Origin of the sequence: Microbacterium sp. Root553 (assembly GCF_001426995.1) — a bacterium.
Taxonomy (GTDB): Bacteria; Actinomycetota; Actinomycetes; order Actinomycetales; family Microbacteriaceae; genus Microbacterium.
Genome location: NZ_LMFY01000001.1, coordinates 1,793,332 through 1,819,886, shown reverse-complemented (window position 1 = coordinate 1,819,886; position 26,555 = coordinate 1,793,332). Strand labels below are relative to the sequence as shown.

The 26,555-nt window shown below is 69.4% G+C and carries 30 protein-coding genes and 1 pseudogene; 11 read left to right on the top strand and 20 right to left on the bottom strand.

Translation table 11 applies throughout. The features are described from left to right. The first annotated feature begins 25 nt into the window (after nucleotides 1-25). The 4 genes from ASD43_RS08400 to ASD43_RS08385 all read left to right on the top strand — a co-directional run bounded on the left by ASD43_RS08400 (nucleotide 26) and on the right by ASD43_RS08385 (nucleotide 1,836). The gene (locus tag ASD43_RS08400) at nucleotides 26-247 is read left to right on the top strand and encodes a hypothetical protein (RefSeq protein WP_056416020.1); all 222 of its coding nucleotides are present in this window, start codon (nucleotides 26-28) and stop codon (nucleotides 245-247) included. Then, the gene (locus ASD43_RS08395; protein WP_056416017.1) at nucleotides 234-605 is read left to right on the top strand and encodes a hypothetical protein; all 372 of its coding nucleotides are present in this window, start codon (nucleotides 234-236) and stop codon (nucleotides 603-605) included. The genes ASD43_RS08400 and ASD43_RS08395 overlap by 14 nt, the downstream gene beginning before the upstream one ends. Continuing rightward, nucleotides 602-889, top strand: coding sequence for a hypothetical protein (locus ASD43_RS08390; protein WP_056416015.1), 288 nt, complete (start codon nucleotides 602-604; stop codon nucleotides 887-889). The genes ASD43_RS08395 and ASD43_RS08390 overlap by 4 nt, the downstream gene beginning before the upstream one ends. A gap of 248 nt (nucleotides 890-1,137) precedes the next feature. Beyond that, nucleotides 1,138-1,836: a hypothetical protein gene (locus ASD43_RS08385; protein ID WP_056416012.1), complete on the top strand. Its 699-nt coding sequence runs from the start codon at nucleotides 1,138-1,140 to the stop codon at nucleotides 1,834-1,836. Between the two features lie 96 nt (nucleotides 1,837-1,932). Here ASD43_RS08385 and ASD43_RS08380 read toward each other — a convergent pair whose 3' ends face one another. From ASD43_RS08380 to ASD43_RS17525, 4 genes and pseudogenes are all read right to left on the bottom strand, one after another. Beyond that, the gene (locus tag ASD43_RS08380) at nucleotides 1,933-2,499 is read right to left on the bottom strand and encodes a hypothetical protein (RefSeq protein WP_056416008.1); all 567 of its coding nucleotides are present in this window, start codon (nucleotides 2,497-2,499) and stop codon (nucleotides 1,933-1,935) included. Between the two features lie 51 nt (nucleotides 2,500-2,550). Beyond that, nucleotides 2,551-3,069 carry a hypothetical protein gene (locus ASD43_RS08375; RefSeq protein WP_157550915.1) on the bottom strand — a complete coding sequence of 173 codons (519 nt, stop codon included), beginning with the start codon at nucleotides 3,067-3,069 and terminating at the stop codon, nucleotides 2,551-2,553. A gap of 100 nt (nucleotides 3,070-3,169) precedes the next feature. Next, nucleotides 3,170-3,319 (bottom strand): hypothetical protein, encoded by a 150-nt coding sequence (locus ASD43_RS17530; protein ID WP_235564182.1) that lies wholly within the window; start codon nucleotides 3,317-3,319, stop codon nucleotides 3,170-3,172. Nucleotides 3,320-3,475: 156 nt separating this feature from the next. Further along, nucleotides 3,476-3,607 (bottom strand): annotated as a pseudogene (locus ASD43_RS17525) (DUF2510 domain-containing protein); the annotation flags it as partial. 85 nt (nucleotides 3,608-3,692) lie between these two features. Here ASD43_RS17525 and ASD43_RS16995 point away from each other — a divergent pair. After that, nucleotides 3,693-3,980 (top strand): helix-turn-helix transcriptional regulator, encoded by a 288-nt coding sequence (locus ASD43_RS16995; RefSeq protein WP_082539327.1) that lies wholly within the window; start codon nucleotides 3,693-3,695, stop codon nucleotides 3,978-3,980. Here the strand turns inward: ASD43_RS16995 and ASD43_RS08365 are convergent. Then, on the bottom strand, nucleotides 3,977-4,918 hold the full coding sequence (locus tag ASD43_RS08365; RefSeq protein ID WP_056415997.1) for a hypothetical protein: 942 nt from the start codon (nucleotides 4,916-4,918) through the stop codon (nucleotides 3,977-3,979). The genes ASD43_RS16995 and ASD43_RS08365 overlap by 4 nt on opposite strands. After that, on the bottom strand, nucleotides 4,908-5,471 hold the full coding sequence (locus ASD43_RS08360; protein WP_442922212.1) for a DUF6932 family protein: 564 nt from the start codon (nucleotides 5,469-5,471) through the stop codon (nucleotides 4,908-4,910). The genes ASD43_RS08365 and ASD43_RS08360 overlap by 11 nt, the downstream gene beginning before the upstream one ends. 367 nt (nucleotides 5,472-5,838) lie before the next feature. On the opposite strand from ASD43_RS08360, the gene ASD43_RS17205 reads away from it, so the two are divergent. Further along, the gene (locus tag ASD43_RS17205; protein ID WP_157550909.1) at nucleotides 5,839-6,057 is read left to right on the top strand and encodes a hypothetical protein; all 219 of its coding nucleotides are present in this window, start codon (nucleotides 5,839-5,841) and stop codon (nucleotides 6,055-6,057) included. Nucleotides 6,058-6,389: 332 nt separating this feature from the next. On the opposite strand, the gene ASD43_RS08350 is transcribed toward ASD43_RS17205, so the two are convergent. From ASD43_RS08350 to ASD43_RS08295, 12 genes are all read right to left on the bottom strand, one after another. Beyond that, a complete protein-coding gene (locus ASD43_RS08350; RefSeq protein ID WP_056415988.1) occupies nucleotides 6,390-7,091 on the bottom strand; it encodes a DedA family protein in 702 nt (233 codons plus the stop codon). Between the two features lie 80 nt (nucleotides 7,092-7,171). Next, nucleotides 7,172-8,017 (bottom strand): hypothetical protein, encoded by an 846-nt coding sequence (locus ASD43_RS08345; protein ID WP_056415986.1) that lies wholly within the window; start codon nucleotides 8,015-8,017, stop codon nucleotides 7,172-7,174. A 302-nt stretch (nucleotides 8,018-8,319) separates the two neighbouring features. Continuing rightward, nucleotides 8,320-9,846, bottom strand: a complete 1,527-nt coding sequence (locus ASD43_RS08340; protein WP_235564086.1) for an NAD(P)/FAD-dependent oxidoreductase — start codon at nucleotides 9,844-9,846, stop codon at nucleotides 8,320-8,322. Between the two features lie 39 nt (nucleotides 9,847-9,885). Next, on the bottom strand, nucleotides 9,886-11,178 hold the full coding sequence (locus ASD43_RS08335; protein WP_056415980.1) for a S8 family serine peptidase: 1,293 nt from the start codon (nucleotides 11,176-11,178) through the stop codon (nucleotides 9,886-9,888). After that, nucleotides 11,175-11,717 carry a DUF501 domain-containing protein gene (locus ASD43_RS08330; protein ID WP_056415977.1) on the bottom strand — a complete coding sequence of 181 codons (543 nt, stop codon included), beginning with the start codon at nucleotides 11,715-11,717 and terminating at the stop codon, nucleotides 11,175-11,177. The genes ASD43_RS08335 and ASD43_RS08330 overlap by 4 nt, the downstream gene beginning before the upstream one ends. A gap of 82 nt (nucleotides 11,718-11,799) precedes the next feature. Beyond that, a complete protein-coding gene (locus ASD43_RS08325; RefSeq protein ID WP_082539326.1) occupies nucleotides 11,800-12,363 on the bottom strand; it encodes an FtsB family cell division protein in 564 nt (187 codons plus the stop codon). 53 nt (nucleotides 12,364-12,416) lie between these two features. After that, entirely contained in the window at nucleotides 12,417-13,697 is a 1,281-nt protein-coding gene (eno, locus tag ASD43_RS08320) for a phosphopyruvate hydratase (RefSeq protein WP_045255593.1), read from the bottom strand. Nucleotides 13,698-13,755: 58 nt separating this feature from the next. Further along, a complete protein-coding gene (locus ASD43_RS08315) occupies nucleotides 13,756-14,457 on the bottom strand; it encodes an O-methyltransferase (RefSeq protein ID WP_056415974.1) in 702 nt (233 codons plus the stop codon). A gap of 32 nt (nucleotides 14,458-14,489) precedes the next feature. Continuing rightward, complete coding sequence (locus ASD43_RS08310; protein ID WP_056415968.1) at nucleotides 14,490-15,449, bottom strand: CPBP family intramembrane glutamic endopeptidase; 960 nt, start codon at nucleotides 15,447-15,449, stop codon at nucleotides 14,490-14,492. Nucleotides 15,450-15,486: 37 nt separating this feature from the next. Further along, on the bottom strand, nucleotides 15,487-16,509 hold the full coding sequence (locus ASD43_RS08305) for a hypothetical protein (protein WP_056415965.1): 1,023 nt from the start codon (nucleotides 16,507-16,509) through the stop codon (nucleotides 15,487-15,489). Continuing rightward, entirely contained in the window at nucleotides 16,506-16,856 is a 351-nt protein-coding gene (locus tag ASD43_RS08300) for a GntR family transcriptional regulator (protein WP_056415962.1), read from the bottom strand. Before ASD43_RS08300 ends, ASD43_RS08305 begins: the two co-directional genes overlap by 4 nt. A gap of 32 nt (nucleotides 16,857-16,888) precedes the next feature. Further along, nucleotides 16,889-17,857 carry a LacI family DNA-binding transcriptional regulator gene (locus tag ASD43_RS08295; RefSeq protein WP_235564085.1) on the bottom strand — a complete coding sequence of 323 codons (969 nt, stop codon included), beginning with the start codon at nucleotides 17,855-17,857 and terminating at the stop codon, nucleotides 16,889-16,891. A gap of 102 nt (nucleotides 17,858-17,959) precedes the next feature. On the opposite strand from ASD43_RS08295, the gene ASD43_RS08290 reads away from it, so the two are divergent. The 5 genes from ASD43_RS08290 to ASD43_RS08270 are packed head-to-tail and all read left to right on the top strand — an operon-like array spanning nucleotide 17,960 to nucleotide 24,259. Then, entirely contained in the window at nucleotides 17,960-18,991 is a 1,032-nt protein-coding gene (locus ASD43_RS08290; RefSeq protein ID WP_082539325.1) for an alpha/beta hydrolase, read from the top strand. Further along, the gene (locus ASD43_RS08285; protein WP_056415955.1) at nucleotides 18,988-20,067 is read left to right on the top strand and encodes an alpha/beta hydrolase fold domain-containing protein; all 1,080 of its coding nucleotides are present in this window, start codon (nucleotides 18,988-18,990) and stop codon (nucleotides 20,065-20,067) included. The genes ASD43_RS08290 and ASD43_RS08285 overlap by 4 nt, the downstream gene beginning before the upstream one ends. Beyond that, nucleotides 20,067-21,368, top strand: coding sequence for an MFS transporter (locus ASD43_RS08280; protein WP_056415953.1), 1,302 nt, complete (start codon nucleotides 20,067-20,069; stop codon nucleotides 21,366-21,368). The genes ASD43_RS08285 and ASD43_RS08280 overlap by 1 nt, the downstream gene beginning before the upstream one ends. After that, nucleotides 21,365-23,020, top strand: a complete 1,656-nt coding sequence (locus ASD43_RS08275) for a CocE/NonD family hydrolase (protein WP_082539324.1) — start codon at nucleotides 21,365-21,367, stop codon at nucleotides 23,018-23,020. Before ASD43_RS08280 ends, ASD43_RS08275 begins: the two co-directional genes overlap by 4 nt. A gap of 12 nt (nucleotides 23,021-23,032) precedes the next feature. Then, nucleotides 23,033-24,259: an APC family permease gene (locus ASD43_RS08270; RefSeq protein WP_056415947.1), complete on the top strand. Its 1,227-nt coding sequence runs from the start codon at nucleotides 23,033-23,035 to the stop codon at nucleotides 24,257-24,259. Nucleotides 24,260-24,333: 74 nt separating this feature from the next. On the opposite strand, the gene ASD43_RS08265 is transcribed toward ASD43_RS08270, so the two are convergent. Together ASD43_RS08265 and ASD43_RS08260 are read right to left on the bottom strand one after the other, a co-directional pair. Beyond that, the gene (locus tag ASD43_RS08265) at nucleotides 24,334-25,143 is read right to left on the bottom strand and encodes an SGNH/GDSL hydrolase family protein (protein WP_082539450.1); all 810 of its coding nucleotides are present in this window, start codon (nucleotides 25,141-25,143) and stop codon (nucleotides 24,334-24,336) included. A 102-nt stretch (nucleotides 25,144-25,245) separates the two neighbouring features. Continuing rightward, the gene (locus ASD43_RS08260; protein WP_056415942.1) at nucleotides 25,246-26,496 is read right to left on the bottom strand and encodes a histidine--tRNA ligase; all 1,251 of its coding nucleotides are present in this window, start codon (nucleotides 26,494-26,496) and stop codon (nucleotides 25,246-25,248) included. Nucleotides 26,497-26,555: the final 59 nt, after the last annotated feature.

The window sequence follows — 26,555 nt, the reverse complement described above, 5'->3', positions numbered from 1 at the left end:
CGCTGTCAATACGAAAGGAAACACCATGAGCGCTCTCCCCAGCGACATCCCGCACGAGCGGCCCATCTGGGCGGCGGCATCGTTCGCAACCTCATCGCTCGACGAGACGGTGCGTCGCTCACTCGCGCGTCTCGACCCGCGACGAGCGACGCCTGTACAGGTCCGCGATGCGCTCTCGAACGCGGGCGTCCACGTCTCGACGGAGTGGGCGAAGGAATGGCTGGAGGGTCGCCGTGGACGCTGCTGATCAGGTGATCTGGAGGTACGCCGACGACAGCGGCACTGTACCGATGCACGGCCTGACAGAGATGCCTACGCATGTTCGCGATGACATCTCCCGCTGGCTGCGTCGCCAGGCAACTCCGTGCCCGCACTCCATCGCCGTCGCGACCACGGGCGTCGTGTTCCGCATCGTCGGACGGCCCGACGCGTGGTGCGCAACGTGCGCCGCGGAGTCTGAGATCGCCGCGCTGATGACTACTTGCGTGTCCTGCGCTCGGGTCGTGGACGAAAGCGGTCGCCTGGCGGCGTTCACCGTCGCCGGACACGCGATGATCTTCGGCGCATGGTGCGCCACCTGCTGGAACGAAGGAGAAGCGTCATGACATCGAACGAGGTACTCAGGGCCGTCGCGATGGCCTGCCACGGTGGGGCCGACCTCGACGTGATTGAGCGCAGAACCCGTGACCTGGAACCGCGCGACCGCGAACGAGCGCTCCGCGACCTCATCGTGGCGGGAACCGTCCATCGGGACAACGGAATCTTCCGCGTCCGTGACCACATCGAGAGCTACTGCGCCCGCTGCGCTCAGAAGCTCCCCCGCTCCGAACGAGGGTTCATTCGGGGGACGACCACCATCTGCACCACATGCGAAAGGAAGACGACATGAACGACAAGCTGAGCCGCCTGAATGACTGGATCGCTGGCGACGATGAGCGCCGGGAACGTGAGAGGGAACTCCCCCGCGCCCAGTGCCGGGTGTGCGGCGGTTGGGCGAAGGCGGGCGAAGGCAGCCGCGACGCGGAGCCGTTCAGAGGACTTGCACCTCACCCCTCCGATCCGAGCCGTCGCGTAGTCGTGTCGCCGCCGACGGCTCCCGCAGATGCTGACGACTGGCGGCGGACATGCGCAGCGTGTGTGGTCGCAACGCCTGGCGAGATCGTCTCTGCCGTCGTCGGCCACACCGTCGACACGAACGATGCGAGCCGGGTCTTCGGGCGGATGCGGAACTTCGACGTGAACGATGTCCTCGTGGTGGAGTTCCCGACCGCGCAGACGGCAGGGCGTGGCACCGGTCGCCCCTGGGGGCACCTCGGCACCGAGGACCGTCGTCGTGTTCGGAACGTACTTCGCGCAGTCATCGACGACCGTCGTCCGGGGATCTCCGAGTGGGGTGCGTGCGGCCTCTGCGGACGGCGCGAATCGCTCCGCTGGCACGAAGGACCGAGCTTCCTGAGGTGGCCGGATGGCTCGCCCGCTCCGGTGTGCGCCGAATGCCAGCGAGTGGTCGACCGCCGCCCCGAGGCGGGGACCATCGATCAGCTTCGCGTCATCGGTGTCGAGATCGCGACCGGGTTCGCCCAGATGTACTACCGCGCCCCCGACGAGTTCCGCTTGTACGCCGAGACGAAGGACTGCGACGGGAACGGTCACGCGCTCGCTTGGGACTATGGTGACGGCATCCGCGAGTTCCGCGAAGTGATCTGGGCTGACCGCCCGAGTCTCGCACCGGAGGATCGGCGCGACGAGTTCGCGCAGCGCCTCCGCGAACGCATCGATGAGACCAAGCGGGAAGCGCAGCAGCAGGCTGAGACCGAACACGCGTCCGCCTGGTGACAGACCGGGGGCCGTCCGCAGGCGGATCTGATGAAAACACACTCCGCGGGCGGTCCCCTTTAACCCACCATCGCGGCCTCGCCGTGCCTAGACGCGCTAACGAGGCTCGCGACGGGCAAGCACCCCAGGCTCGCCAGCTGTCGCGTCAGAACGCACCTGAGGCTCGTCAGCGGGAGACGCATCGTCGACCACTTCCGCGTCCACGTACTCGTCCGCGAAGATGTCGGCTTCCTCAGGCATCGCCAACCCCAGGCCGCGCGCAGCTGCATCGACGAACGCCTGGAACGAAGCGTCATCAACGGACCCGATAGCGACCTGAGTCGGGGCGTCCAAGCCATCGAGCTTCGCGGCCCGATCCAACACCGCAACCGCGGCTCGGATCGCCGCAGGAGACGGCACTTCCTCCACCGCCGCGAGCGCCCTCAGCCACAGCCGCTCACCCCGCTGACGGGCCACCTCGCGCAGCATCTCCCGATCAGGCTGTGGCACCTTCCCGAAGTGGTTCTTCACCGCGCGATACGCCGCAGGAGCACCACCCCTCATGCCAAGAGCCTTCGCGATGTCATCCCACGCGCCACCGGCAACACGCATCCGCCATGCCTTCGATGCCCGCTCAGCAGCATCCGCCCGGGTCCGCGTTACCAGATACTTGTCATCGTGCATGCATCTATCGTGCGCCAGAATCCGGAATCACAACAGATCCACGGTGTACCGCTACCGATCAGCAGTGAGTGACTTGCGCACCGCGTCCTGGAACGCGATGTCCAGTTCCAGCAATCGACCCGCGGCATCGTGAAGGTCTGGCGACTGGGATGACGCGAGTTTGCCTATCCGGCCCGCATGCACCACCACCTCCACGGATGCCGTCCGAATCGCTTCAGGCGCGATGAGACGCAGGGTCGCGACGTCGGAGTTGATGGATTCAACTGCGCCAAGAACCTTGTCGAGGACGAAGGCGGTATCCGCGAATTGCTTGTTCCGCTCATCGAGCTGTTCCTTCAGCATCACGAGGTGGTCAAGGGCGCTCATGTGCTTGTAGAGATCGCCGGTGGTAACAACGAGCCGTGCGCAGATCGCGAGCACTTCATCGTGGAACCGCTGCTCACGCTCCTGCTTGGCCCGACGGCTGTCGGAGAGGTAGGTGGAGAGCAACGCTAACCCAGCGCCCAGCACGAGAAAGAGTCCCGACAAGAGAGCGGGGCCGAGCCAGGAGGCACCATTCGATTCCCCCACCAGCTGTACTAGAAAGGGTGAGGGCGACGGAGTGGGCGTAGGCGGCATGGCAAATACCGTACTGCCCAGGCGCGACCTCCGCGCTTGCTTCCCGGATGTCCTACAGAGCGGCGAGCCACACGAGGGTGATGACCAGCGTCAACACCCCGAGGACGAGTCCGGCGATGGCCGCGCCACGCTTGACGCCGAAGCGGCTCGCCCGAGCTAGACCGATGCAACCCCACACGATCGCGGCGATACCGAGCGCCACACTCAGGAGCGTCAGTCCGCGAGGGATGCCAGCCAGGATCGACACCAGGCCGAGAACGAGCGACCATGCACCCGCGCTGTTCTTGCCGGACTCCGCATCCTTCGCACCGTTATACAGACTCCCTGGTCCGGCCCCAGCAAGCTGCGGCTGCGAACCCCGCGGGTAGGTGTGCTGCGTCCATTGGTATCCATCCCACCACCGCTGCACGCGGCCATCATGCGGATCTGGGTACCACCCTGCCGGTACAGCGCTCGGCGCGGGTTGAGGAACTGAGCCTGGCGTCGACATCATCTCGCCCTTTCAGGATGGCTAACCATCAGTTGTGATGGATAGCCATAACCTACTGCAAGCGTTCCGCGACTGAGCTTGCAGAGTGCCTCATGCTGACGACGACCCGAACTTCGACGCTCTGCGTCTTCATCTCGCCCGCCTACGTCACGAACGCGGCTGGAGCTACGACGAACTCGCTGCACGATCCGGCGTCGGACGGAGCACGCTAGTCACGCTAGAGAGCGGTAGCCCTCGCCGAAACCCAGAGAAACCAGCTACCACCGGCACACTGACCACTTGGTACCGGATTGCGCAGGCGTTCGACACCGATCTCGGCGACCTTCTCGCCCCCTTGCACCACCCCGCCCGCAACGATTCCGACGGGTCCTAGAGGACGGTCACCTGGGTGGCTCGGTACTTCACCTTGGACTCGCCTCCAGCGGAAACTTCCTCAGTGACATCAGCAAGGACCTTCACGCGATCACCAACGTTGAGACCGGCAATCACGGAACCCGGAATATTCTTCGCCGAAATGTCTTCGTACTCCCCCGGAGCTATCTCCAGTTTGAGTGGGCCGATGTCACTTACGGTTCGAAGCACCCCCTCCAACGTCACCGGCTCTTTCTCCAACTCACGAGACGCAACGAGGGCGGCAACATTCGAGAGCTCACCCACCGACAAGCGTGAGCGTCTCGGCTTAACGCGAGGCTGAGCCCAGAGGATATCCGCTTCGAACCCGCTACTAGCTAGGTCCTTTGAGAAGTCGCGCAACGCAGCAGCCACGCGCGGCCCAGACGCCTTCACCTCCGTCAGGAATGGGGACGAGTCAGCATCCGGCCCCGTCGCCTTACCAAGGTTGAGGAGATCGATGGACCGAGCCATCGCGTTATCGACGACTTGGTTATCGTCCTCTCGGAAAAACTCCCCCTGGCCGCTGGGCATGATTTCCTCGGCAGGAAGAGCGGCCGGAACCATCTGCAAGACCAGGCTGCCAGGTGCCGCCGATCCATCCAAGAGGAGCTTGGTGCGCGCAACAACATCTGCGGGCGCACGCCCTCGGGACGTTTTCCATCCGGCGAGTGCGAGTCCCGACGCGAGAACGAGTCGCTGGAACTGCGTCATCACGCCCGCTACATGAGTCAGCGATGCGCTGTGCCCGTGGACTCCAGGACCAAGGAGACGCAAGTAGCCGCTTGAGGAATCGCGGCGCACAGGCGACTGTTCGGCGATGAAGGTGCTCATGCTCAAGCGCGCCAGATCGGTCGGACTGTCCCAGATCAGATCGTCGGGGTTCAGACCTTCACGGTAGGAGTTCCAATCAAAGGACATCTACGCCATCCAACATGATTTCGAGATAGCCCGCTCGTGGAAGAGCATCAGACCGTACTGGAGGGTCAGTCTTCGCCCCGCTACGTCGCCGAAGCCAGAAATCATCCCAATACCCCCTCGCCGAAACATATGCATCGTGTGCAGGTGTACGTTTCGAGGCGGCCTCGGCGTGAACGTGCCAGTGAGCGATTCGCGTATCGAGACGTAGCCCGGTCGCCTGCCGAAGCTGATTCTGAGCTATCACCTGAAGCATCATCATGTCCCGGGGGTCGGACACTGCTTGAACGAAGCGGTCTTCACACCAGAAGACTAGGTCGAGGTCATCCGGTTCGGGCTTGTTCGTGATGAACGAACCCGCGATCCAGACGTACGCCACCGGGAGGATCCTCTGAAGTTCAGCAACCAGATCCTCGAAGTTGTCCCAGATCACGCCGCGGTTGACCGACGATGCGAACATCGCAGCATCGACGAACTGCGCCTTAACCGCAGCTAGAGACACGTGGTGTCGTCCTAACGGCAGAAGTCCCGTCGTCGAGTCCAACTGAGGCAGCATGCTCGCGATTATGGCAGACCCTCTCAGGAATCGTTGAAACAGGTCGCTCGTCGAGCGGAAACAGCACGGCCAAACTGGAGACGTCCCGTTCTTCGGCACGCGAAGGACGCCCCACCACCCGCCGAGGACTGTGCAGCGTCTCGACTTCCTAGTATCCTGACGCCCAGCCCAAGCTGCTCCGAGAGGATGGACCACATTGTTCGGACGCAAGCGAAAGACGGTTCCGATCAGCTTCGGTGACTCCAGCATCGGGTTCACTCTCGCCTTGTCAGGTGAAGGGATCAGCTCCTCCGGCATCAACCGGCACCTTCCGAAGGCGGGCACTCTTGTGATCGGTGAGGGTTCGGCGAGCGGTCATCACATCTCGATGAGCGTCATCGACGCTCGTACGGTCGTGATCACGTTGAGTTCGATACCGCGAGACCTCGGCGGCGTAATCCTTGCGCATGCCACGCCAGAGACGCCGTACTGGGAAAAGGTCGTGCGGACGATGAACACAGGGGACTCCCCGTACATGGTCGGTGTCCCGGGGCTCGCCCGACACGCGAAGGACGGCACCGTCGAGATCTTCGTCGTCACCGGATAGAAACGCGGCGACCCGACCCTCGTAGGTGGGTGGATGCGTGATACCGAATGCGCCCTGCTAGCGCGCAGTCGCAAGTACGCACAGCGTCACTCTGGAATCGCTCCTGGACGAAATCGCAACCCCGGGGGGCGCGTTGGGAGTCGTGTCACACCCGTGTCACTAACCAGTGACAACGATGGAGGTACACACTTGGGACGCATCACCACATTTTTCCTGGTCGGGAGGGACATTCAGAGGACCACGCAGCACCCCCTAGAACCGGCCTGAACAGACTTAAAATCGCTTCAGTCTGGGTTCGAGTCCCAGCGGGGGCACCCCCGGCATCCGCCCCGTCAGTCCGCCATGCCGTCGATGGCGGCGGCATCCGCCCTCGCGGACCGCGACCGCGGGGTGCGCGCCTCGCGCACCCTCCGGATCACCAGCACGAGCAGCGCCACCGCGATGGCCGTGTAGACGGCGTAGTCGAGGTAGCCGAGATAGTGCTCCAGCCTCTCGTGCTGGGTCCCCAGTGCCGCTCCCACACCGATGAGCATCGCGTTCCACGCCCCGCTGCCGATGATCGTGTAGGCGCTGAATCTGACCAGGCCCATGCGCGACGCCCCCGCGGGGATCGAGATGAGCGAGCGCACGCCCGGCACCATCCGCCCGACCAGGACGGTCCACCCGCCGCTGCGCGCGAACCAGTGGGCACCGCGCTCGAGGTCGGTCCTGCTGACCAGGCGCGTGGCGGCGAGCAGGCGCACCGTGCGCTCCATCCCGATGGCCCTGCCCAGGGCGTACAGCAGCAGGGCGCCGATCCATGACGCGAGCGTGCTCCAGAAGATCAGCCACCCGAGGTGGAGGTCCCCGCTCTGGCTGAGGTAGCCGGCGAACGGCAGGATGACCTCACTCGGTATCGGGGGGATCAGCACCTCGATGAAAACGAGGACGCCGACACCGACGTCTCCCAGGGCGGTGAGGATGTCGGCCGCGAACCCGGTCAGACCGGTGAAGCCGTGATCGGCCGTGTTCGCGATGGCAGTGGCGGGGCTCATGACGGGCTCGTCTCTGTCTGTGGCTGTGCGCCCATGCTAGGCGAGGCCGATGCGGCGACCCTGAGCGTTCGGTGCGCAGCTCATCGGCCGAAGAGATCGCGGATGCCGGGGATGCCGAGGTCTCCCAGACGCTCACCCCACCCGCTCGCGGTCTCGCCGAGGCCCGAGACCGTCTCCCCCGCGGATCCGAGCAGCCCCTCGGCCGCGCCGCCGATCCCTTCGACGTCCACTCCGCCGGCGAGCCCCTCCAGGTCGACGCCCTGCATGAGCGATTCGACGTCGAGCCCCTGCGCCAGCGCGTCGAAGTCGACACCGAGACCCGCGGCCTGCTCGAGCAGCGGACCGGCCACCGAGCTCAGCACCGCTCCCCCGGCGACGGCTCCGAGGACGCCGACCGCCGCGCCGCCGACCGCCATGCCGCCGACCGCCATGCCGCCGACCCGGCCTGCCCCGGCCCCACCGCCGCCGCGCACTCGGGAGAGCAGCGACCGCATCCGCCCCGGAGCCGCCGCCTCGGTGCGCCCTGCGGCTCTGGCGAGGTCGTGAGACGATGCCGAGGACGGGCGCTCGCCGGGGGCGAGCTCGGCCTGCATGCGCTCCTGCACCTGCGCGCGCTGCGCCGGTGTGAGGCGATCGAATGCCTCGCGATGCATCTGCTCGATGCGGTGCGGATCGGCGGTCTGCAGGAGATAGTCATAGCGGGCGATCGCCGCACGATCGGCGTCCGAGACCGACGAGGACCCGCGCGCGCCGCGCGGTGCCGGAGACGCATACCCCTGGGCAGCCGGAGGCGCATAGCCCTGGGGAGCCGGATGGGCGGACGGCCGGGCCGGAGACCCCGGCGCGGCCTGACCTCCCCGGTCGGAGGAGACGTGCGACTCGATCGCTTTCGCGGCGAGACCGATCAGACGGGAGAACTTTGCCATGGTCGTGGTTCCTTCGGTGGCGAGGGGACAGCCACGGAGTCTCGACGCGGTGAAGGCGATGAGGGGATGCCATGGCCGTCCGTGGATACGGACGCCAGGTCTCCTCCACCCCGAGGGGCCGGTGGGCCGGGGCACGACTTCATGCCCGTAATGACGACTCCACCGCAGACGGGAGTACTCCCCTTGCTGATCTCGACGGTAGCGGGGTCACCTATGAATCGTGTGCGAATGCACCACCGGGCGGGAGACGACGAACGGCCCCGGCGCGGAGTCGCGCGGGGCCGTTCGTGCCGACGGATCGATTACTTGGCGGCGGCCTTCTCGGTCACCTCGGCGTGCTCGGCCGGGTCGGTCGTGGCAGGAGCCGGAGCCTTCTCGGCCGGAGCCTTCTTCGCTGCGGCCTTCTTCGCGGCGGGAGCCTTCGCTGCAGGAGCCTTCTCGGCGGCCTTCGGCTCGGCGGCCTTCGGCTCGGCGGCCTTCGCCGCAGGAGCGGCGGGGGCGTCGGCGGCCGGACGCGGACGGGCGGCGAACTCCTCGAACACGTAGCGCGGGTTCTGCACCGTCTCGAGGTTCACCAGGTCGCGACCGAGCCACAGGTTGTTCCACCAGCCCCAGACCACGCGGAACTTGCGCTCCCACGTGGGCATCGCGAGGCCGTGGTAGCCACGGTGCGCGACCCAGGCGACGAAGCCCTTGAGCGCGATCTTGCCGGACTGGAAGACACCGTTGTAGAGGCCGAGACCCGCGACGGCACCGAGGTTCTTGTGGAAGTACTCCTTGGGGTCCTCACCGCGCAGCACGGCGACGAGGTTCTTCGCGAGCAGCTTCGCCTGACGCACGGCGTGCTGGGCGTTGGGGACGCAGAAGCCGCCGACGCCACCACCCGAGAGGTCGGGGACGGCCGACACGTCACCGGCGGCCCAGGCTCCGGGGACGAACGCCTCGGGGGTGCCCACGCGGAGGTCGGCGCGGGTCTGGATGCGACCACGCTCCTCGACCGGCAGGTCACCGCCGCGGACGACGGTCGGGTTCGCCATGACACCGGCGGTCCAGACGATGACATCGGTAGGGATGACCTCACCGGTGGAGAGCTCGACGTTGCCGTCGACGGCACTGGTGAGCTGGGTGTCGAGGTGCACGTTGGCGCCGCGCTTCGCGAGGTCCTTGAGCACCCACTCGCTCGTCTGCAGCGAGACCTCGGGCATGATGCGCCCCATCGCCTCGATCAGGTGGAAGTGGGTGTCCTCGAAGCGCAGCTGCGGGTACTTGCTCACCAGCGACGAGGCGAGCGAGCGCAGCTCGGCGAACACCTCGATGCCGGCGAAGCCGCCGCCGACGACCACGACGGTCAGCAGACGGTCGCGCTCGGGGCCGGCGGGCAGCGAGGACGCCTTGTCGAAGTTCGACATGACGCGGTCGCGGATGGCGACAGCCTCTTCGATGGTCTTCAGCCCGATCGCGTTGTCGGCGATTCCCGGGATCGGGAACGTGCGGGAGACGGCACCCGCCGTGACGACGATCTGGTCGTACGCGAACTCGTACGGCTCACCCAGCGGAGGGGTGATCGTGGCGACCTTGTCGGCGTGGTTGATGTTCGTCACCTTGGCGGTGAGCACGTTCGTGCGCTTCAGGTGGCGACGGTGGGCGACCACCGAGTGGCGGGCCTCGATCGAGCCGGCGGCCACCTCGGGAAGGAAGGGCTGGTACGTCATGTACGGCAGCGGGTCGACCATGGTGACGTCTGCTTCACCCTTGCGAAGGTGCTTCTCCAGCTTCCACGCCGTGTAGAAGCCGGCGTAGCCTCCACCGACGATCAGAATCTTGGGCACAGTGCTGTTCTGAGGCACAGGGGGACAACTCCTCGGGAGTCAGGAATGTGGCGTGCGAATGCGCGCCGAGCGGATACGCCGGGCAGCTGCGGTGACGCCAAGCGCTATCAGGATACCAGGGACTGTGAGCGCGATGAGCGGCAGGGTACCGTAGCGCAGCGATTCAGCGCTGGGAAGCAGCGGTGAACCGGCCTCTGTCGGCGCATCGGCATCGGGCAGCGGCGGCACCGTCACCGGCGTCGCGGTGGGCACCGGCTGAGGAACGGTCTCGGCTCGGCGATACAGACGGACCCACTCGGCGAGGTCGCCCATGGGATTCTCGGCGACCGACGGCAGATCGGTGTTCAGGGCCGCCTCCGCGTCGATGAGACCGTAGCCGTACAGGGGATCCGGAGTCTTCGACATCCCCTCGACGGGGATGGCCGTCTTTATGATCCTGTTGATCACGTTGGCCGCATCGAGATCGGGGTGCGCCGACCGGATCAGCGCCGCGATCCCCGCCACGATCGGCGCCGCGCCGCTGGTGCCCCGCCACGAGACCACCGTGCCGTCGGCCGAGACGCCGAGCAGCCCTTCGCTCGGAGCGGCGATGCCGATCGTGATGCCCTGGGTCGACGCCTCGAGGCTGGCGGTCCCGGTCTGATCGACTCCGCCGACGGTGAGCACGCCCGGGATCGTGGCCGGGGCGCCGATGATGTCGGTGCCGCTCCCCCGGTTGCCGGCCGCGACGACCACCACCACATCGTGCTCGAAGGCGTAGAGGAACGCGTCGTCCCAGCTCTTGTCCCAGTCGAGCGTGTTGGTGGTGAAGGAGAGGTTGATGATGTCGGCGCCGTTGTCGACCGCCCAGCGCATCGCCTTGGCGACCTGCTCGGTGAAGGGCACTGCCGCGGCCGCGCCGAAGCCGACCGAGATCGACAGCAGATCGGCCTCGGGGGCGACGCCGATCATCCCCTTGCCGTCGGCGGCACCGCGCCCTGCCGCGAGCGAGGCCACCCATGAACCGTGGTTGCCGTCGATCGCGCCGACGGGGGTGCGGCCGTCCGGCGAGCCGGTGCCCGACACGTCGGTACCGTCGGTGACCGCGCCGTCGAACACCCCCGGGACCTTGCCGATCCCGGTGTCGATGACCGCGATCGTCACGCCGTCGCCGCGAGTGGTCTGCCACGCGTCACGGATGCGGGCGCCGTCGAGCCAGTACTCGGACGCGCGCACCGGATCGGCGGGGTCGTCCGGCACCGGAGGCGGGGTGGCCGCCGCGCCGAGGAGGAGGACGGATGCCACGATCGTCGCGAGCACGACGCCGCTGCGCAGCATCCGACGCGCCGTCATGCGGATGATGCCTCGGCGCCGCGCAGGGCGGCGCCGGGCTCGTCGCACCGGCACCGATCGGGTGACCAGCTGGAGCGTTCGAGCGCCGCGTCACCGATCGGGTTCACGCCGGGACCCGCCGCGAGGGCGTGTCCGGCCAGAGCATGCAGGCATTTGACACGCGTGGGCATGCCACCGGCCGAGATGCCGGAGATCTCGTCGACCTCGCCGAAACCGTTCCGGTCGCGCAGGTACGACCGGTGCGCCTCCAGGTAGGCGGCCGCGACATCCTCGTCATCCGCGAGCAGGGCGGCGAGCTCGGGCATGACCTGCGTCGCCTCGAGCGTCGACATCGCCGCCGTCGCCGCCGGATGCGTCAGGTAGTAGAACGTGGGGAAGGGCGAGCCGTCCGGCAGCCGAGGCGTCGTCGCGACGACCGTCGGGTTGCCGCACACGCAGCGCGCGGCGATGCCCACCACGCCGCGAGCGGTCCTGCCGAGCTGGGCCGAGACCACGGCGAGCTCGGCGGCGGTGGGCGTGGGGAAAGGCGGCGTGGTCACCCGACCAGCGTACGGGAGACGCCAGGGAGCTCGCTCGGAGCCGTGCCGGACGCGCCGCCTGCCCGACGACGGGCGGCCGGGATCAGCGGGTGACCGCCGCCGTGTCGCTCAGGCCGGCGGAGGTGAGCGTGCGCAGCAGCTGCGGCATCCAGTCCGACGGCGTCTCTTCGAGGGTGTCGCTGACGGGACCCTGCTCCTGCGGCAACGCGGCGGGGTCGAGATCGTCGTCGATCAGATAGACGACCTCACCCGGCTTGACGTAGTAGAGGCGCTCGCGCGCCTGTGTGGTGATGTACGCCGGGTCGTTCCAGCGGTCGCGCTCCTTCTGCAGGGCGGTGATCTGATCCTCGGAGACCTGGATGGACTGCTCGAGCGCGGCGATCTTCTGACGCTGATCGATGAACGTCCCCAGCGTCGGCACCAGCACCCATGCTCCCAGCACGACGAGCGAGAGCATGATGACCGAGAACGCGGACAGGCGGATGCCGGAGGCCCACTCCCGCACGTCGACGCTGCGCGCCGTCGTGTCGCGTGCGGCCGACCCGCGCGGCGATCCGGACCGGGTCGCGCGGGGCGCGGAGCTCCTCGCCGCCCCGGCTCGGGACGACCCCGGAGACGCCGAAGGAGGAGCCGGTCGTCGTGCCACGGCTCCTCCTCCGTCGATGCCGCGCAGGCGGCGTGCCTCTGTCTGTGCTGCGTTCAGCCCTGGTAGCGGGGGAACGCCGAACGGCCGGCGAAGACCGCCGCGTCGCCCAGCTCCTCTTCGATACGCAGAAGCTGATTGTACTTCGCGACGCGCTCGCTGCGAGCAGGCGCACCCGCCTTGATCTGACCCGCGTTCGTGGCGACGACGAGGTCGGCGATCGTGGTGTCCTCGGTCTCGCCGGAGCGGTGCGAGAGCATCGCGGTGTAGCCGGAGCGCTGCGCGAGGCTGACCGCGTCGAACGTCTCGGTGAGCGTTCCGATCTGGTTCACCTTGACGAGCAGCGAGTTGGCCACGCCGCGCTTGATGCCGTCGGCGAGACGCGTCGGGTTGGTGACGAACAGGTCGTCGCCGACGAGCTGGACCTGCGAGCCGAGAGCATCGGTGAGCAGCTTCCAGTTGTCCCAGTCGTCTTCGGCCAGAGCATCCTCGATCGTCACGATCGGGAAGTCTGCGACGAGGCCCCGGTAGTACTCGATCAGCTCGGGACCGCTCCAGTCCTTGTTGTCGAGACGGTAGACGCCGTCCGAGAAGAACTCGGTGGCGGCGACGTCGAGGCCCAGCGCGATGTCGGTGCCCGGCGTGAAGCCGGCCTTCTCGATCGCCTTGACGAGGAAGTCGAGACCCTCGCGGTTGCTGGGCAGGTCGGGGGCGAAGCCGCCCTCGTCGCCGAGTCCGGTCGCGTAGCCGGCGGCCTTCAGCTCGCCGCGCAGCACGTGGTAGGTCTCGACGCCCCAGCGGAGCGCCTCGGAGTAGGTCTCGGCGCCGATCGGCGCGAGGAAGAACTCCTGCATGTCGATGCCGTTGTCGGCGTGCTCGCCGCCGTTGATGACGTTGAACAGCGGGACGGGCAGGACGTGCGCGTTGGGTCCGCCGAGGTAGCGGAACAGCGGCAGGTCGGCCGAGTCGGCCGCGGCCTTGGCGACGGCCAGGCTGACGCCGAGGATCGCGTTCGCGCCGGTGCGCTGCTTGTTCTCGGTGCCGTCGGTGTCGATCAGGATCTCGTCGACGATGCGCTGCTCGCTCGCCTCGACACCCTCGAGGGCCGGGCCCAGCTCGTCGATGATGGCATCGACGGCCTTGAGGACGCCCTTCCCGCCGTACCGGCTCTTGTCGCCGTCACGCAGTTCGTACGCCTCGAATGCGCCGGTGGATGCGCCCGACGGGACGGCCGCGCGCTGGACGACACCGTCATCCAGAAGCACCTCCACCTCGACGGTCGGGTTCCCGCGCGAGTCGAGAATCTCGCGTGCGCCTACAGCCTCGATCAGTGCCACTGATGTGCTCCTTGCTCAGAGAAAACGTTGTGTGGAGCGTCGTCGATCCTCGGCCAGTCTAGCCCGCCGCCGCGTCGGCGCCGGGGTCCGAGTCGGAGGGCGACACCACGACCGCGAGCGCGAAGCCGTCCCATCCCTTGACCCCGACGGTCTGCAGGGCGGTGGCGTCGAAGCGGGGGTCCTCTCCCAGCATCCGCAGTCCGTCCCTGGTGCCGATCACCTTCGGATCGGTCGTGTCGTCACGGATGATCTCGCCCTCGCGCCCGATGTTGTCGAGGATCACGACGGTGCCGGGATGCCCGAGGCGCGCCGCCCAGTCGAGGTAGACGGTGTTCGACTCCTTGTCGGCGTCGATGAAGACGAGATCGAATCCGCCGACGAGAGTCGGGAGCACATCCGCGCCGCGCCCGATCCGGATGTCGACCCGGTCACCGACGCCGGCCGCGTCGAGACTCCCCCGCGCGACGGCCGCATTGCCGGCCTCTGCTTCGATCGTCACGACACGGCCCTCCGCGCCGACCGCGCGTGCCAGCCAGATCGTCGAGTACCCGCCGAGGGTGCCGATCTCGAGCACCCGCCGCGCCCCGCTGATCCGCGCGATCAGGTGGAGCAGCTTGCCCGAGACGGGTGCCACCTCGATCTCGGGCAGTCCGGCCGCGCGCTGCGCCGCCAGAGCCGCCTCGAGATGCGGATCATCCCCGACGAGCAGATCGGCGAGATAGGAGTCGGTCTTCGACCAGGCATCGGCGGTGGCGTCCATCCCCTCAGCAAACCCTCGCGGCGCACGAGGCGTCAAGGGGTGGACGAGTGCTGCGGCTCCCCTGTCGCGCGCGGGGCGGAGAGCAGGCGTCCCGGCGCATCCGCCAACTCCGGCTGCCGGCGGAACTGCCCGGTGACAGCGAGGACCCCGATGATGACGGCGGCCACGATCCACCCCGCGACGCCCAGCGGCCCCGCGAGGGCGAGATCGGGCTGCGATGCGGCGACGAGCAGCATGAGCCCGGCCGCCGCGTTGAGCGATCCGTGCGCCAGGACGGCGGGCCAGATCGACGCGGAGCGCAGGCGCAGCCATCCGAACAGGATTCCCCAGGCGACGCAGCCGCCGACCATGAAGAGGACGCCCGTGACATCGGTGCGGCCGAAGTTGTAGCCGAGCAGGATGATCGGACTGTGCCACAGTCCCCAGATCGCCCCGCTGAGGAGCAGCGTGGGCCAGGTGCCGAGCGGGCGCAGCGCCGGCACGAGCCACCCCCGCCAGCCCAGCTCCTCGCCGAAAGCCAGCACGCTGTTGATCAGCGCGGCGAAAGGGATCATCACGATCTGCGAGATCACGAGCAGGCCGATGGGAGGCATCGGGGTGCCCTCGGGAAGAGCTCCGGCGATGGTGGCCGAGAACGCGGCGAACGTCAGGTCGAGGCGGACGAATCCGAGCGCGGCAGCGACGAGGACGCCGAGCGCGACGAGCAACGGGGGCGCGAGCCACCCCAGCACCATCAGCCAGATCACGCGCTTCGCCGGACGCAGCGGCCACATCCCGAGGAATCGCAGCCTCTCGCCGCGCGCGGGGACGCGCATCGTCACGGTCACCACGAGCGCGGCGATCGCGGGGGTGAACATCATCACGGGCAGGATGATGCCGGCGAGCGGCTCGGCGAGTCCGTCGCCCGACCACAGCGGCAGGGCGACGAGCCAGGCGAGACCGCAGGCGAGGGCGGTGAACACGGCGATGGCGGTGACACGGAGGCGGGTCATGAGTGGTCTCCTCTGATCGGGACGGACGCGGACGATGTCATCGGGGGTCGGCGGAGGCAGCGAGGACGGATGCCGCCGTGGCCGCGTCGTCGACCGTGACGACGAACACGCGGCCGTTCGTGCGGGCGACTTCGAGAGCGTCCCCCGTGCGGAGCACCACTCCGCGGCGCCCGTCCATGCCGAAGCGGTACCCCCATCCCCCGAACTCGGCGAACGGGTCGACCCGCACGGCGCGAACGCTCGCGATCTCCGCAGACGGGATGTCGATCCGCGGCCACCCCATGACGGAACGCACTCGGAGCCCCGCGGCGCTCGCACGGACACGGAAGGTGAGGCTCGTCGACACGAGGACCGCGACGATCAGCGCGACCGCGGCGACGATCCACGCCGCGACGACGTCCTGAGCGAACAGGAGCACGCTCATCGCGATCATGAGGAAGACGGCGGTGCCGAGAACGACCTGGCCGACTCTCGCGACCGTCACCGTCTTCATCCACACCGCGCGCTCATGATCGGCCAGCGGCAGCGGGGTCGCCGCGTCGCCCGAGGACTCGGGCGACCGCGACACCGCCGGCTGCAGGAACCAGCCGGCCACGGCGAGCCCGATCATCACGACGAGGAGAACCGGGATCCACGGGGTGATGTCGGCGGCGTCCGCGGCGTCGGCGAGACCGCGCTGCGCAGCGGTGGTGACGATGGCGAGCACCGTCATCAGGCCCGCCGTGCCGAGGCTCATCGCACCGAGCAGCCGCGCGGTCGCGGACCACTGCGGCTGCGCGATCGGTGCCGCAGCACCCTGCTGGGGGAGCCGGTGGGAGAGCAGTGCGATGAGCGCGAACAGCAGCACCGTCCCACCGCCGAGCCCGATCAGCAGGGCGAGAGGGGTCCAGCTCGGTCCGTAGCCGTCGACCCCGTCGAGTCCCCAGTGGGTCGCCGCCGGATCGGGGACATCGGGCAGCCAGGAGAGCACGACGATGCTCGCGAGCGCGATCAGGGCGAGCGGTAGGACCACCCCCACCCACCAGAAGGCGGTGCGGGCTCTGCGGATCTCAGGGGTCATGCGTCGGTCTCCTTGATGAGGGCGGCCAGGGTTGCGGGAGAGACACCGAGCGCGGCGGCACGAGTGACGAGAGCGGTGATGTCCTGTGAGAGGTCGGCGAGCGGCGCTGCGGATGCCGAAACCACCGCTCCCCTGCCGCGGCGCAGGTCGATCAGACCTTCGTCTCTGAGCTGCTGGTACGCACGGAGCACGGTGTGCAGGTTGATCTCGAGCGCCTCAGCCAGCTCGCGCGCTGCCGGCAGTCGGTCGCCGGGGCCGAGTCGTCCGGTCAGGACATCGGCTCGGACGGACGCCGCGACCTGATCGAAGAGCGGCCGAGAGCTGTCGGCATCGATTCGGATCAGCATCGGAGCCTCAATTTCTATTAGTTATAGGAGAACTATAACAATTTTCCTCGCGTCGAGCCACGTTCGATCAGGGTCGGAGCCAGAAGCACCGTCTCGTGCGAGACCTCCGTGCCCGAGACCAGGGCGAGGACACGCTCCAGGGCCGCCCGCCCGCTCTCCTCGAACGGCTGGCGCACGGTGGTCAGGTCAAGCCCCGCGGCGAGCTCCCCGTCGTCGTATCCGACCACCGCGAGGGGCGCGGCCGGAGGCGAGGAGCGGAGCTCGGCGAGCACCGCCACCGCATACTGATCATGGTTGGCGACGATCGCGGTCGCGCCCCGGCGGGCGGCTTCCCGCGGGACGTCGGCGCCCACCGCACCCGGCCCGTCGAGCGCGATAGACACGACCTCGACGTGGTCCACGAGCCCTTCGACACGCAGCATCCCCGCCGACACGTACGACGGCGAGCGCTGCGGCTCGTGGACGAACAGCACCCGTCGGTGACCGAGATGCGCCAGGTGCCGGCCGATCTGGGCGCCGCCGTCACGGTCGTCGACGAGGATCACCGGTCCCCCGGCATCCGCGCGCGAGGGCACGACGTCGACGTAGACGATCGGGATGCGGGCCGCACGGCTCGCGCGGCGTGCGGCCCCGCCCAGCGGCACCCCCATCACGACGAGGCCCGCCACGTCGGCGCGGGTGGGCAGCACATCCAGCAACGGCTCCTCGGCGGCGGCCGCGGAATCCAGGTCGTAGGGGATGATGTCGACGGCGGCGTCCCTGGCGCGGCGCAGCATGCCGGAGAGCCTGCGCAGGTACGACGGATAGGTCGTGAAAGGCGCGGCCACCGCGATCCGCGCCGCGCCGACCCGCCGCCCCTCGGTCATGCGATAGCCCAGCTCGGTGGCCGCGGCGACGATGCGCTCCCTGGTCTCCTGCCGCACCCGGTGCGGTGCGCTGACCGCGAGCGAGACGGTGGAGATGCTCACTCCCGCGCGCTCCGCGACGTCATAGATGGTCACTCTGCCCGGTCGCGCTCGCATGTCCGATTCCCCGCTTCATCGAAGTTCTTCGATTGCTCAGACTAGTGCGCAGCCGTCGAAGAAGATGCGAAGGAGATGCAGATGCCCAGACCGAGGAATCGCCGATTCCGCCGCCCGTCGCTCGACAGCGCGGTGGCGACGTACGAGAGCCGGATCGCACCGCTGCTCTCTCCCGAGCCGAAGGACCCCGCCGGCCGCCGACGAGTGGCGAGCGAGAATGACACCCGCGTGAGCGCCGCACTGGGCATCGTCCCCCTCGACACCGCGACGCGCGACGAGCTCGTGCCGGTCGACGCGCACCCCGACGTGCGGGTGCGCGTGTACTGGCCGGACGCCGACCCGACCGCCCGCGGTGCCGACCTGCCGATCCTCGTGTACTTCTACGGCGGCGGATTCACGATCGCCGGAATCGACTGGGTGAGCTGGGACGCCCGGTTCCGACAGCGCGCACACGACGCGGGGATCGTGCTCGTCGCGGTCGACTACGCCCACGCCCCCGAGCAGCGCTATCCGACCCAGCCCGAGCAGTGCTGGTCGGCGTTCGAGTGGGTGCGCGCGCACGCGACCGAGCTCGGCGGCTCACCCTGGCGGATCGCGGTCGGGGGCGCCTCGTCGGGTGGCGACCTCGCCGCGGCCGTGACGCTGATGAACCGTGACAGGGAGAACCATCCGATCGCCCTGCAGATCCTGGAGAACCCGGCGCTGGATCTGACCATCGGGCACGCCGACATGGACGGGATCGCCGCTTCGATGCCCGGCGTGATCGTCCGCACGGCGGGGCGACAGCTGGTGCGGCAGTACCTCGGCGACGATGCGGACACCGCGCGCCTCCCCTACGCCTCTCCGCTCCTCGCGGCCTCCCACGCGGACCTCCCTCCGGCCCTCATCCTCACCTCGGAGCTCGATCCGCTGCGCGGCGACGGCGAGGCGTACGCCCGTGCGCTGTCGGATGCGGGGGTCGCGGTCACCGCTGTGCGTTTCATCGGCCAGACGCACGGATCGCTGGGATGCACCGGTCTCGTCCCCGCAGCGGATGCCGCGCACCGTCTGCTGATCTCCGAACTGCGCACCCTGCACTCGGTGGATGCGCGACGCGAGGAGAGCGCACGATGATCGATCTCGGCGACGACCTCCCCCCGCTCGACGAGCCGGTGCTCGCCTGGCTGCGCCGCACCGTCGAGCTCACGGCCGCACTGCCCGACGCGGGTCCCGCCGGCTCCCCCGCCCGCCGTCGCGCGGCCAGGGAGGTCAGCGACATCCTCGCGGTCGAGTTCACCGATCCCGCCCCCGACGGCGTGCGGGTCGACGACCTGATGGTCGCGGGCGCAGACGGTCCGCTGCGCGCGCGACGCTTCCGGTCCACTGCAGCCGTCGGTCCGCAGCCGACGATGCTGTGGCTGCACGGCGGCGGATGGACCGAAGGCACGATCGACGAGGTGCTCAACGAGCGGATATGCGCCGACCGCGCGCTCCGCTCCGGCGTGCAGCTCATCTCGCTCGAATACCGGCTCGCCCCCGAGCATCCGTTCCCCGCTCCCGTCCGGGATGCGGTCGCGGCGCTGGCCGATCTGCGTGCCCATGCCGAGGAGTGGGGCATCGACCCCCACCGTCTCGGCATCGGAGGGAACTCGGCGGGAGCCACGATCGCCGCCTCCGCCGCACTGCGGGAACGCGACGAGGGGAGGCCGCTGCGCCATCAGGTGCTCGAGGTGCCCCCGACCGCTCTGCGACCGCTGGGAGCGTCGATGGGCCGGTACCGCCGCGCGTCGGGGATGGAGGACGCGGAGGGGATCGTCGCGATCTACCGCGCCGGGGCTCCCCTCGCGGAGGCCTCGCCCCTGGACGCCGCGGACCATCGGCACCTCGCTCCCGCCCTGATCCTCGCGGCGGAGCACGACCCGCTGCGCGACGGCGCCATCGCCTACACGCGCACGCTGCAGGCCGCCGGCGTGCCCGTGGTGCTGCGCATCGGGGCGGGCCACGTGCACGGATCCCCCGGGCTCACCGCCCGCTGGCACGGCGCGCGCGCGTGGCGCGACGTGTTCGCCCACGAGGTGGCGTGCGCATACGACGCCGCCGTGGCACTCCCGGACGGCGCACCTCCGCGGTCCCTCACCGAGACCCTCGCGACGATCGTGACACTCACCCCGACACCGACCCCGACCCCGACCCCGACCTGGAGACGATGATGTCCGCCCATGCAGTCGAGCCCGTGCTCCCCTCCTCCTCGTCCGCACCTCCGCTCGCGTCGGACGCGATCCCCGGCGAGCGCCAGAGTCGCTGGTTCTGGGTCGCGTTCGTCCTCGCTTGGTTCGGCTCGGGCATCGCCCAGGGGGTGGCGAGCGTCGCGATCCCGCAGCTCCTCAAGGAGTGGAACCCCGATCAGGCCACCGGCGATCTCAGCATCGTCCTCACTCTCGGAGGCGCCGCCGTCCTCGTCACGACACCGATCTTCGGCCGGGTCAGCGACCGGTCGATGTCCCGCCTCGGCATCCGTCGTCCCTGGATCCTCTCCGGAGCCGTCATCGCGCTGATCGGCTACGGGATCCAGGCGACCGCGCCGTCGCTGCTGCTGCTCGGCACCGGCACGGTGCTCGTCCTGGTGGGCTGGGGAGCCATCTCGATGACGGTCCACACGCTGTTCGCCGATCAGATCAGACGCAGCATCCGCGCGATCATGTCGGCGGTGACGGGCGCCGCCACCGCACTGGGGATCCTCGGCGGGGTCTCGCTCTCGGGCGTCGTCGCGGCGACAGGGCAGGCGGGGATGTTCCTGATCCCCGGCGGGCTGTCGGCGCTCCTCGCGCTCCTGCTGTTCTTCGCGCTCAAGGACATCCGGCGCACCGCGCCCGCCGCTCCTCTGGACTGGCGCGGAGTGCTCGCCACGTTCTGGCTGAGCCCACGCCGGTACCCCGACTTCGCGTGGGCGTGGATGTGCCGGTTCTTCATGACGGCGTCGATCGTGTCGGTCACCAGCTACCTCTATCTGACGATCTCCGGTCGCTTCGCGATCGACGACCCCGCGGCGATCGCCGCCGTGCAGACGCAGGCCACCGCGGCCTTCACGCTCATGAACCTCGTGATGGCGTTCGTCTTCGGGGTGATCTCGGATCGCACGAAACGCCGCAAGCCGTCGGTCGTGATCGGCTCCCTGGCCAGCGCCGCGGGTCTCGTGCTCGCCGTGTCGTTCGGCGACATCGTGTGGTTCCTGGTGGGCATCGCGATCGTCGGTGCGGGCCAGGGCGCCTACATCGCCGCTGACGTCGCTCTCATGACCGAGTGCCTGCCCTCGATCGAGGACGCGGGCAAGGATCTCGGCATCGTGGCGCTCGCGTACCTGCTGCCCGGTATTCTCGTGCCCGTGTTCGGTTACTTCGCGACCCGCATCGGCTCTCCCACCGGCGAGAACTTCGCCGCCCTCTACATGGGCGCGGTGGTCATGGCGCTGATCGCGGCGTTCTCCGTCACGCGGGTGAAGGGCGTGCGATGAGCGGCTCCCCGCGGCTGACCCTCGCCGCTCGGCGCGAGCACCGGCGCCTGAGCAGGGTCGACGGGATGCCGCCTGTGACGCATCCGACGGTGCGCCGCACCTCAGGCATCCCGGTCGAGGCGGCTGACGGGGTCTCCCTGCTCACCGACCACTGGCACGCCGAGGGCGCGGGCGGCCACACCGTGCTGATCCGCACACCGTACGGGCGCGACGGGATCGCCGGTGTCGCGCGGTTCCTCGCCGAACGCGGACACCACGTCGTGGTGCAGAGTTGCCGGGGCACGTTCGGCTCGGGAGGCGCCTTCGACCCGCTGCACCACGAGGTCGCCGACGGCCAGTCCGCGATGCGCTGGCTGCGCCGACAGCACTGGGCCACGGGCCGCGTGCACTCCTGGGGCGGGAGCTATTTCGGGGTGACGCAGTGGGCGTACTGCGACGGCGACGAGCGACCGGACGCGATGGGGATCGCGATCTCGGCCCGCCGGTTCGATGACGCGATCCTCTATCCCGGCGGTGGATTCTCGATCGACACCCCGCTCACCTGGGCGTACGCGCTCGACATCCAGGAGAGGTCGCTGCCCGCCCGCCTGCGGGCACTGCTGCTCGCGGCGCCCGCGCTCGATCGCGGCGCACGAGCGGTGCCTCCGACCGAGGCCGTGCGGGTGGCGCGCGGCGCGGACCCCGGCTTCTTCCGCGACTGGGTCGCGCACAGCGATGCCGGAGACCCGTGGTGGCATCCGCTGCACTTCGCCTCGGACATCGAGAGCATCCCGCCCGTGACGCTGATGGCCGGCTGGCAGGACCTGTTCCTCGTCGGCCAGCTCGCCGACCACGCGGCACTGCAGGATGCCGGACGCGCGGTGCGTCTGATCGTCGGGGACTGGGTGCACGGGGCGACCGAGATCACCGACATCGGCGTGCGAGAGGTTCTGGAGGCGTTCGCCGACGCGCGGCCGAGCGGCGTGCGCGTCGAGATCACGGGCGGTGCCGGGTGGCGCGACCTCGACAGCTGGCCGCCGACCTCCTCTCCCCTGACGCTGGATCCGACCGCCGCGAACAGGCTGGCTCCGAGCCGGGATTCGGCGACCGCATCCGCTCTCTCGTACCGTTACGACCCCGCCGATCCCACTCCGGCGGCGGGCGGGCGGACCCTGAATCCGTTCCGTGCCGGACGACGCGATCAGCGCGCCCGCGAACGCCGCGACGACGTGCTCGTGTTCACGGGCGATGCCCTCCGTGCCGATCTGGTCGTGATGGGCGCACCCGGGTTCGAGATGTCGTTCACGTCGACGAACCCTCGGGCCGACGTCTTCGTGCGGCTGTGCGAGGTCGACGCCAGAGGCACCTCGCGCACGATCACCGACGGGTATCGACGGCTGCAGCCCGAGGCGAGCGCCGACGGACCCCGCAGGGTGCGCCTCGATCTGGCCCCGATCGCCCACCGGTTCGCCGCGGGATCGCGCCTGCGCCTGCAGGTGTCCTCCGGTGCGCATCCGGTGCACCTGCGCAACCCGGGGACGGACGACCCGGTGCGCGATCACTCCCGGCTGGTCCCCAGCACCCAGACGGTGCAGGTCGGCGGATCGACACCCGCCAGGCTCACGCTCCCCGTGGTCGATGGACCGGGACATCCGTCGTTCACCGGCACGTGACACGATGACGGGATGCCCCTCGCCCGCCGCCTGACTCTCGGCGACGCCACCGCCCTCGGACTCGGTTCGATGATCGGAGCCGGCGTCTTCTCGGTCTGGGCGCCGGCGGTCGGAGTCGCCGGCAGCGGCCTGCTCATCGCGCTCGTGATCGCGGCGATCGTGGCCTACTGCAACGCCACCGCGTCGGCGCAGCTCGCCGCCGTGCATCCGGTGGCCGGAGGAACCTACGCGTACGCGCGTGCCGAGATCGGCCCGTGGTGGGGCTTCGTCGCCGGATGGAGCTTCGTGATCGGCAAGATCGCGAGCTGCGCGGCGATGGCCATGACCTTCGCCGCGTACGCCGCACCGGACGGCTGGCGGGTTCCGGTCGCCGTGGCCGCGGTGGTCGCGCTCGCGGTCGTCAACTGCCTCGGTGTGACGCGCACGGCTCTCGTCACCCGCATCCTCGTGGTGTGCTCGCTGCTGGGACTGGCCGTCGTCGTCGCGGTCGGGCTCGGAACGGCATCCGCGGCGTCCCCCGTTCCGCTGCCCGATGCCACGGCCTACGGGGTGCTGCAGGGTGCGGGTCTGCTGTTCTTCGCCTTCGCCGGGTACGCGAGGATCGCCACCCTGGGCGAGGAGGTCGTCGATCCCGCGCGCACGATTCCCCGGGCGATCCTGCTCGCTCTCGGCGGCGCCGTCATCGTGTACCTGCTGGTCGCGGTCACGGTGCTCCTCACCCTCGGCGGCGGGGCGGCGATGAGCACGGCACCGCTCGCCGACGTCCTCTCCTCCACGGGGTGGGCCGCGCTCACCCCGATCGTCCGGATCACGGCGGCGGCCGCCTCGCTGGGGGCGCTGCTCGCACTCCTCACCGGGATCGGGCGTACGACGCTGGCGATGGCACGGGAGAAGGATCTGCCCTCGTTCCTCGCGAAGGTCGACGATCGCCGGCAGGTGCCCCGACGAGCCGAGATCCTGATCGCCGTCATCGTGGTCGCGATCGTGCTCGTCGCCGATCTCCGCGACGCGATCGGGTTCTCCTCCTTCGGCGTCCTGCTGTACTACCTGATCGCGAACGCCGCGGCCTTCCGTCAGCAGGCCTCCGCGCGCCGTCATCCCCGCGCGCTGCAGGTCGTCGGGGCGCTCGGCTGCCTGCTGCTCGTGAACTCGCTGCCGGTGCTGGCCTCGATCGTCGGGACGGCTGTGGTGCTGATCGGGGTACTCGCCAGGATGATCCGGCTGCGGCTGACGCGCTGATCAGGAGAGCGGGGGTGCGTGGGAGGGCGCGGGGTGTGAGGGGCGCGGGGTGTGAGGCGGCCGAGGCCTGCGGTTCAGCCCACCGTCCGACGACGCGAGCGGAGCGCGGCCTCCGCGGCATCGCACGCGGTCGGGAGGAGCGCCTCGGCCGTGCGCCGGTAGCCCAGCGGGCTCGGATGGAAGCGATCCATGCTGAACATCGCGTCCGGATCGTCGAAGAACATCGGACCGACGGCACGACGGAGATCGACAGGGCGCGCCCCCGCGGCGAGAGCCGTCTCGGTCTGCGCCTCCGCCAGTCTGCGCGACATGCTGGAGACCAGCCGGCGCAGCGGCTGCGGAACCGGACGCAGCGCACCGAGATCAGGACAGGTGCCGACGACGACCTCGGTGCCGCGCCGACGCAGACGCAGGACCGCGTCGCGCAGGTGCTGCGTCGAGACCGCGACAGGGATCCGGTGCGTGACGTCGTTGCCGCCCACCACGATCACGGCGACGTGCGGTGCGTAGTCCTCCGGCAGGTCCGCGAGCTGGGCCGCCAGGTCGGGCGACTCCGAGCCGACGACCGCGCCCGTGCGCAGGTGCACGGGCCATCCGATCCGTCGAGCCATGCCCTTGGCCAGGCGCCCGCCGAGCGTCTGCTTGCGGCGCTCGGCGCCGAGACCCGCCGCGAGCGAGTCGCCGAGCACGAGCAGTTCGATCGGCTCGCCGCCGAGTGAGGGACGCCAGACGCGGTCGGCATCGATCGACCGTTCGCCGAGCGGCTTGCCGATGCGGCGGCGCGCGATGGCCGCCTGACGGGCGAGCACGACTCGGATGCCGGCGGCCGCCCCCACGGCCGCGACGCCGAGCCCGACCACGGTGACGAGACGATGTCCTCTCATGCGCCGATTCGACCCGACGGGCGTGAACGCCGCGTGAACGACATCCGTGCCGCGGCCCTGCATTCGGAACCCGGAACGAGTCCGGGCCCCGATGTCCCGATCTCAGGAGAGGGGCTTGAGCTCCAGCGCCACCGTGCCGGCCGACACCGTGGCGAACTCCGTGTACCCGTCGGCGGCCGAGCGCTCGAGCAGCGCCTTGACGTTCTTCGTCCGTCGCTCCAGGCGCACTCGCGCTCCGGACGCGACGAGCCCCGCCTTGTGCGAGACGAGCTCGGCCACAGGCACGTCGGCGTCATGGATGAGCACGACCGCACGCTCGCCGGCGTCTGCGCCGACGGTCACCAGATCGACCAGGCGCTCGAAGCCCAGCGAGAAGCCGACGGCGGCGACCTGCTGCCCGAGGAACCGCCCGATCATGCCGTCGTAGCGACCGCCGCCGCCCAGCGAGTACGGCACCGAGGGGTGGGCGAGCTCGAAGATGGTGCCCGTGTAGTAGCCCATGCCGCGCACGAGGAACGGATCGAAGACGAGCGGGATGTCGTCGGCACCGCGCCCCGCCGCGACCGCCTCGCCGATCCCGACGAGGTGGTCGACGATCTCGTCCGGTGCACCGTCGGGCAGCGCCTTGCGGATCTGTCGTTCGCCGAACGGGTTGTACTCCATGGTCTGCGGCCGGCGCAGGAACTCCTCGAACGCGTCGACCGCCGACGCGACCGCGCCCCTCTCCCGCAGCTCGGTCGCGACGCCGTCGGGTCCGATCTTGTCGAGCTTGTCGATCGTGATGAGGACGCCGGGTCGCTCCTCGGCGGTGAACCCGAAGCTGTCGAGCATCCAGTCCAGCGCCCGCCGGTCGTTGATGCGCACGGTCGCGCCCTCCAGCCCGAGCGCGTCGACCGCGTCGAGCGAGGCCACCATCAGCTCGGACTCGGCCCGGGCGGACTCGTCGCCGATGATGTCGATGTCGCACTGCACGAACTGGCGGTAGCGACCCTTCTGCGGGCGCTCCGCACGCCACACCGGGCCGATCTGGATGGAACGGAAGACACCGGGCAGCTGCCCTCGGTTGCTCGCGTAGAAGCGCGCGAGCGGCACGGTGAGGTCGTAGCGGAGTCCGAGGTCGGCGAGTGCGCCCTGGTCGTCGGCCGCCTCCCTGATCGCGTCGGCGTCGAGCCCGCGGCGCAGCACGTTGAACGCGAGCTTCTCGTTGTCGCCGCCGATCCCGGCGTGCAGTCGCGAGTACTCCTCGAGCGCCGGCGTCTCGATCTCGTCGAAGCCGTGCGACCGGTAGCGGTCGCGGATGACGGAGAGGACGCGCTCACGGCGGGCCTTGTCGGCGGGGAGGATGTCGCGCATGCCGCGCGGCGGGTTCACAGTAGCCACGCCTCCATCTTCCCAGGTCGCCGGGGTGGCCC

Bases quoted from the DNA above. Each gene is read 5' to 3' on its own strand.
- ASD43_RS08400 (WP_056416020.1), top strand. From the start codon at position 26: ATGAGCGCTCTCCCCAGCGACATCCCGCACGAGCGGCCCATCTGGGCG.
- ASD43_RS08390 (WP_056416015.1), top strand. From the start codon at position 602: ATGACATCGAACGAGGTACTCAGGGCCGTCGCGATGGCCTGCCACGGT.
- ASD43_RS08380 (WP_056416008.1), bottom strand. From the start codon at position 2,499: ATGCACGATGACAAGTATCTGGTAACGCGGACCCGGGCGGATGCTGCT.
- ASD43_RS08365 (WP_056415997.1), bottom strand. From the start codon at position 4,918: ATGTCCTTTGATTGGAACTCCTACCGTGAAGGTCTGAACCCCGACGAT.
- ASD43_RS08360 (WP_442922212.1), bottom strand. From the start codon at position 5,471: ATGCTGCCTCAGTTGGACTCGACGACGGGACTTCTGCCGTTAGGACGA.
- ASD43_RS17205 (WP_157550909.1), top strand. From the start codon at position 5,839: ATGAGCGTCATCGACGCTCGTACGGTCGTGATCACGTTGAGTTCGATA.
- ASD43_RS08350 (WP_056415988.1), bottom strand. From the start codon at position 7,091: ATGAGCCCCGCCACTGCCATCGCGAACACGGCCGATCACGGCTTCACC.
- ASD43_RS08345 (WP_056415986.1), bottom strand. From the start codon at position 8,017: ATGGCAAAGTTCTCCCGTCTGATCGGTCTCGCCGCGAAAGCGATCGAG.
- ASD43_RS08335 (WP_056415980.1), bottom strand. From the start codon at position 11,178: ATGACGGCGCGTCGGATGCTGCGCAGCGGCGTCGTGCTCGCGACGATC.
- ASD43_RS08315 (WP_056415974.1), bottom strand. From the start codon at position 14,457: ATGGACGCCACCGCCGATGCCTGGTCGAAGACCGACTCCTATCTCGCC.
- ASD43_RS08310 (WP_056415968.1), bottom strand. From the start codon at position 15,449: ATGACCCGCCTCCGTGTCACCGCCATCGCCGTGTTCACCGCCCTCGCC.
- ASD43_RS08305 (WP_056415965.1), bottom strand. From the start codon at position 16,509: ATGACCCCTGAGATCCGCAGAGCCCGCACCGCCTTCTGGTGGGTGGGG.
- ASD43_RS08300 (WP_056415962.1), bottom strand. From the start codon at position 16,856: ATGCTGATCCGAATCGATGCCGACAGCTCTCGGCCGCTCTTCGATCAG.
- ASD43_RS08290 (WP_082539325.1), top strand. From the start codon at position 17,960: ATGCCCAGACCGAGGAATCGCCGATTCCGCCGCCCGTCGCTCGACAGC.
- ASD43_RS08285 (WP_056415955.1), top strand. From the start codon at position 18,988: ATGATCGATCTCGGCGACGACCTCCCCCCGCTCGACGAGCCGGTGCTC.
- ASD43_RS08280 (WP_056415953.1), top strand. From the start codon at position 20,067: ATGTCCGCCCATGCAGTCGAGCCCGTGCTCCCCTCCTCCTCGTCCGCA.
- ASD43_RS08275 (WP_082539324.1), top strand. From the start codon at position 21,365: ATGAGCGGCTCCCCGCGGCTGACCCTCGCCGCTCGGCGCGAGCACCGG.
- ASD43_RS08270 (WP_056415947.1), top strand. From the start codon at position 23,033: ATGCCCCTCGCCCGCCGCCTGACTCTCGGCGACGCCACCGCCCTCGGA.
- ASD43_RS08265 (WP_082539450.1), bottom strand. From the start codon at position 25,143: ATGAGAGGACATCGTCTCGTCACCGTGGTCGGGCTCGGCGTCGCGGCC.
- ASD43_RS08260 (WP_056415942.1), bottom strand. From the start codon at position 26,496: ATGCGCGACATCCTCCCCGCCGACAAGGCCCGCCGTGAGCGCGTCCTC.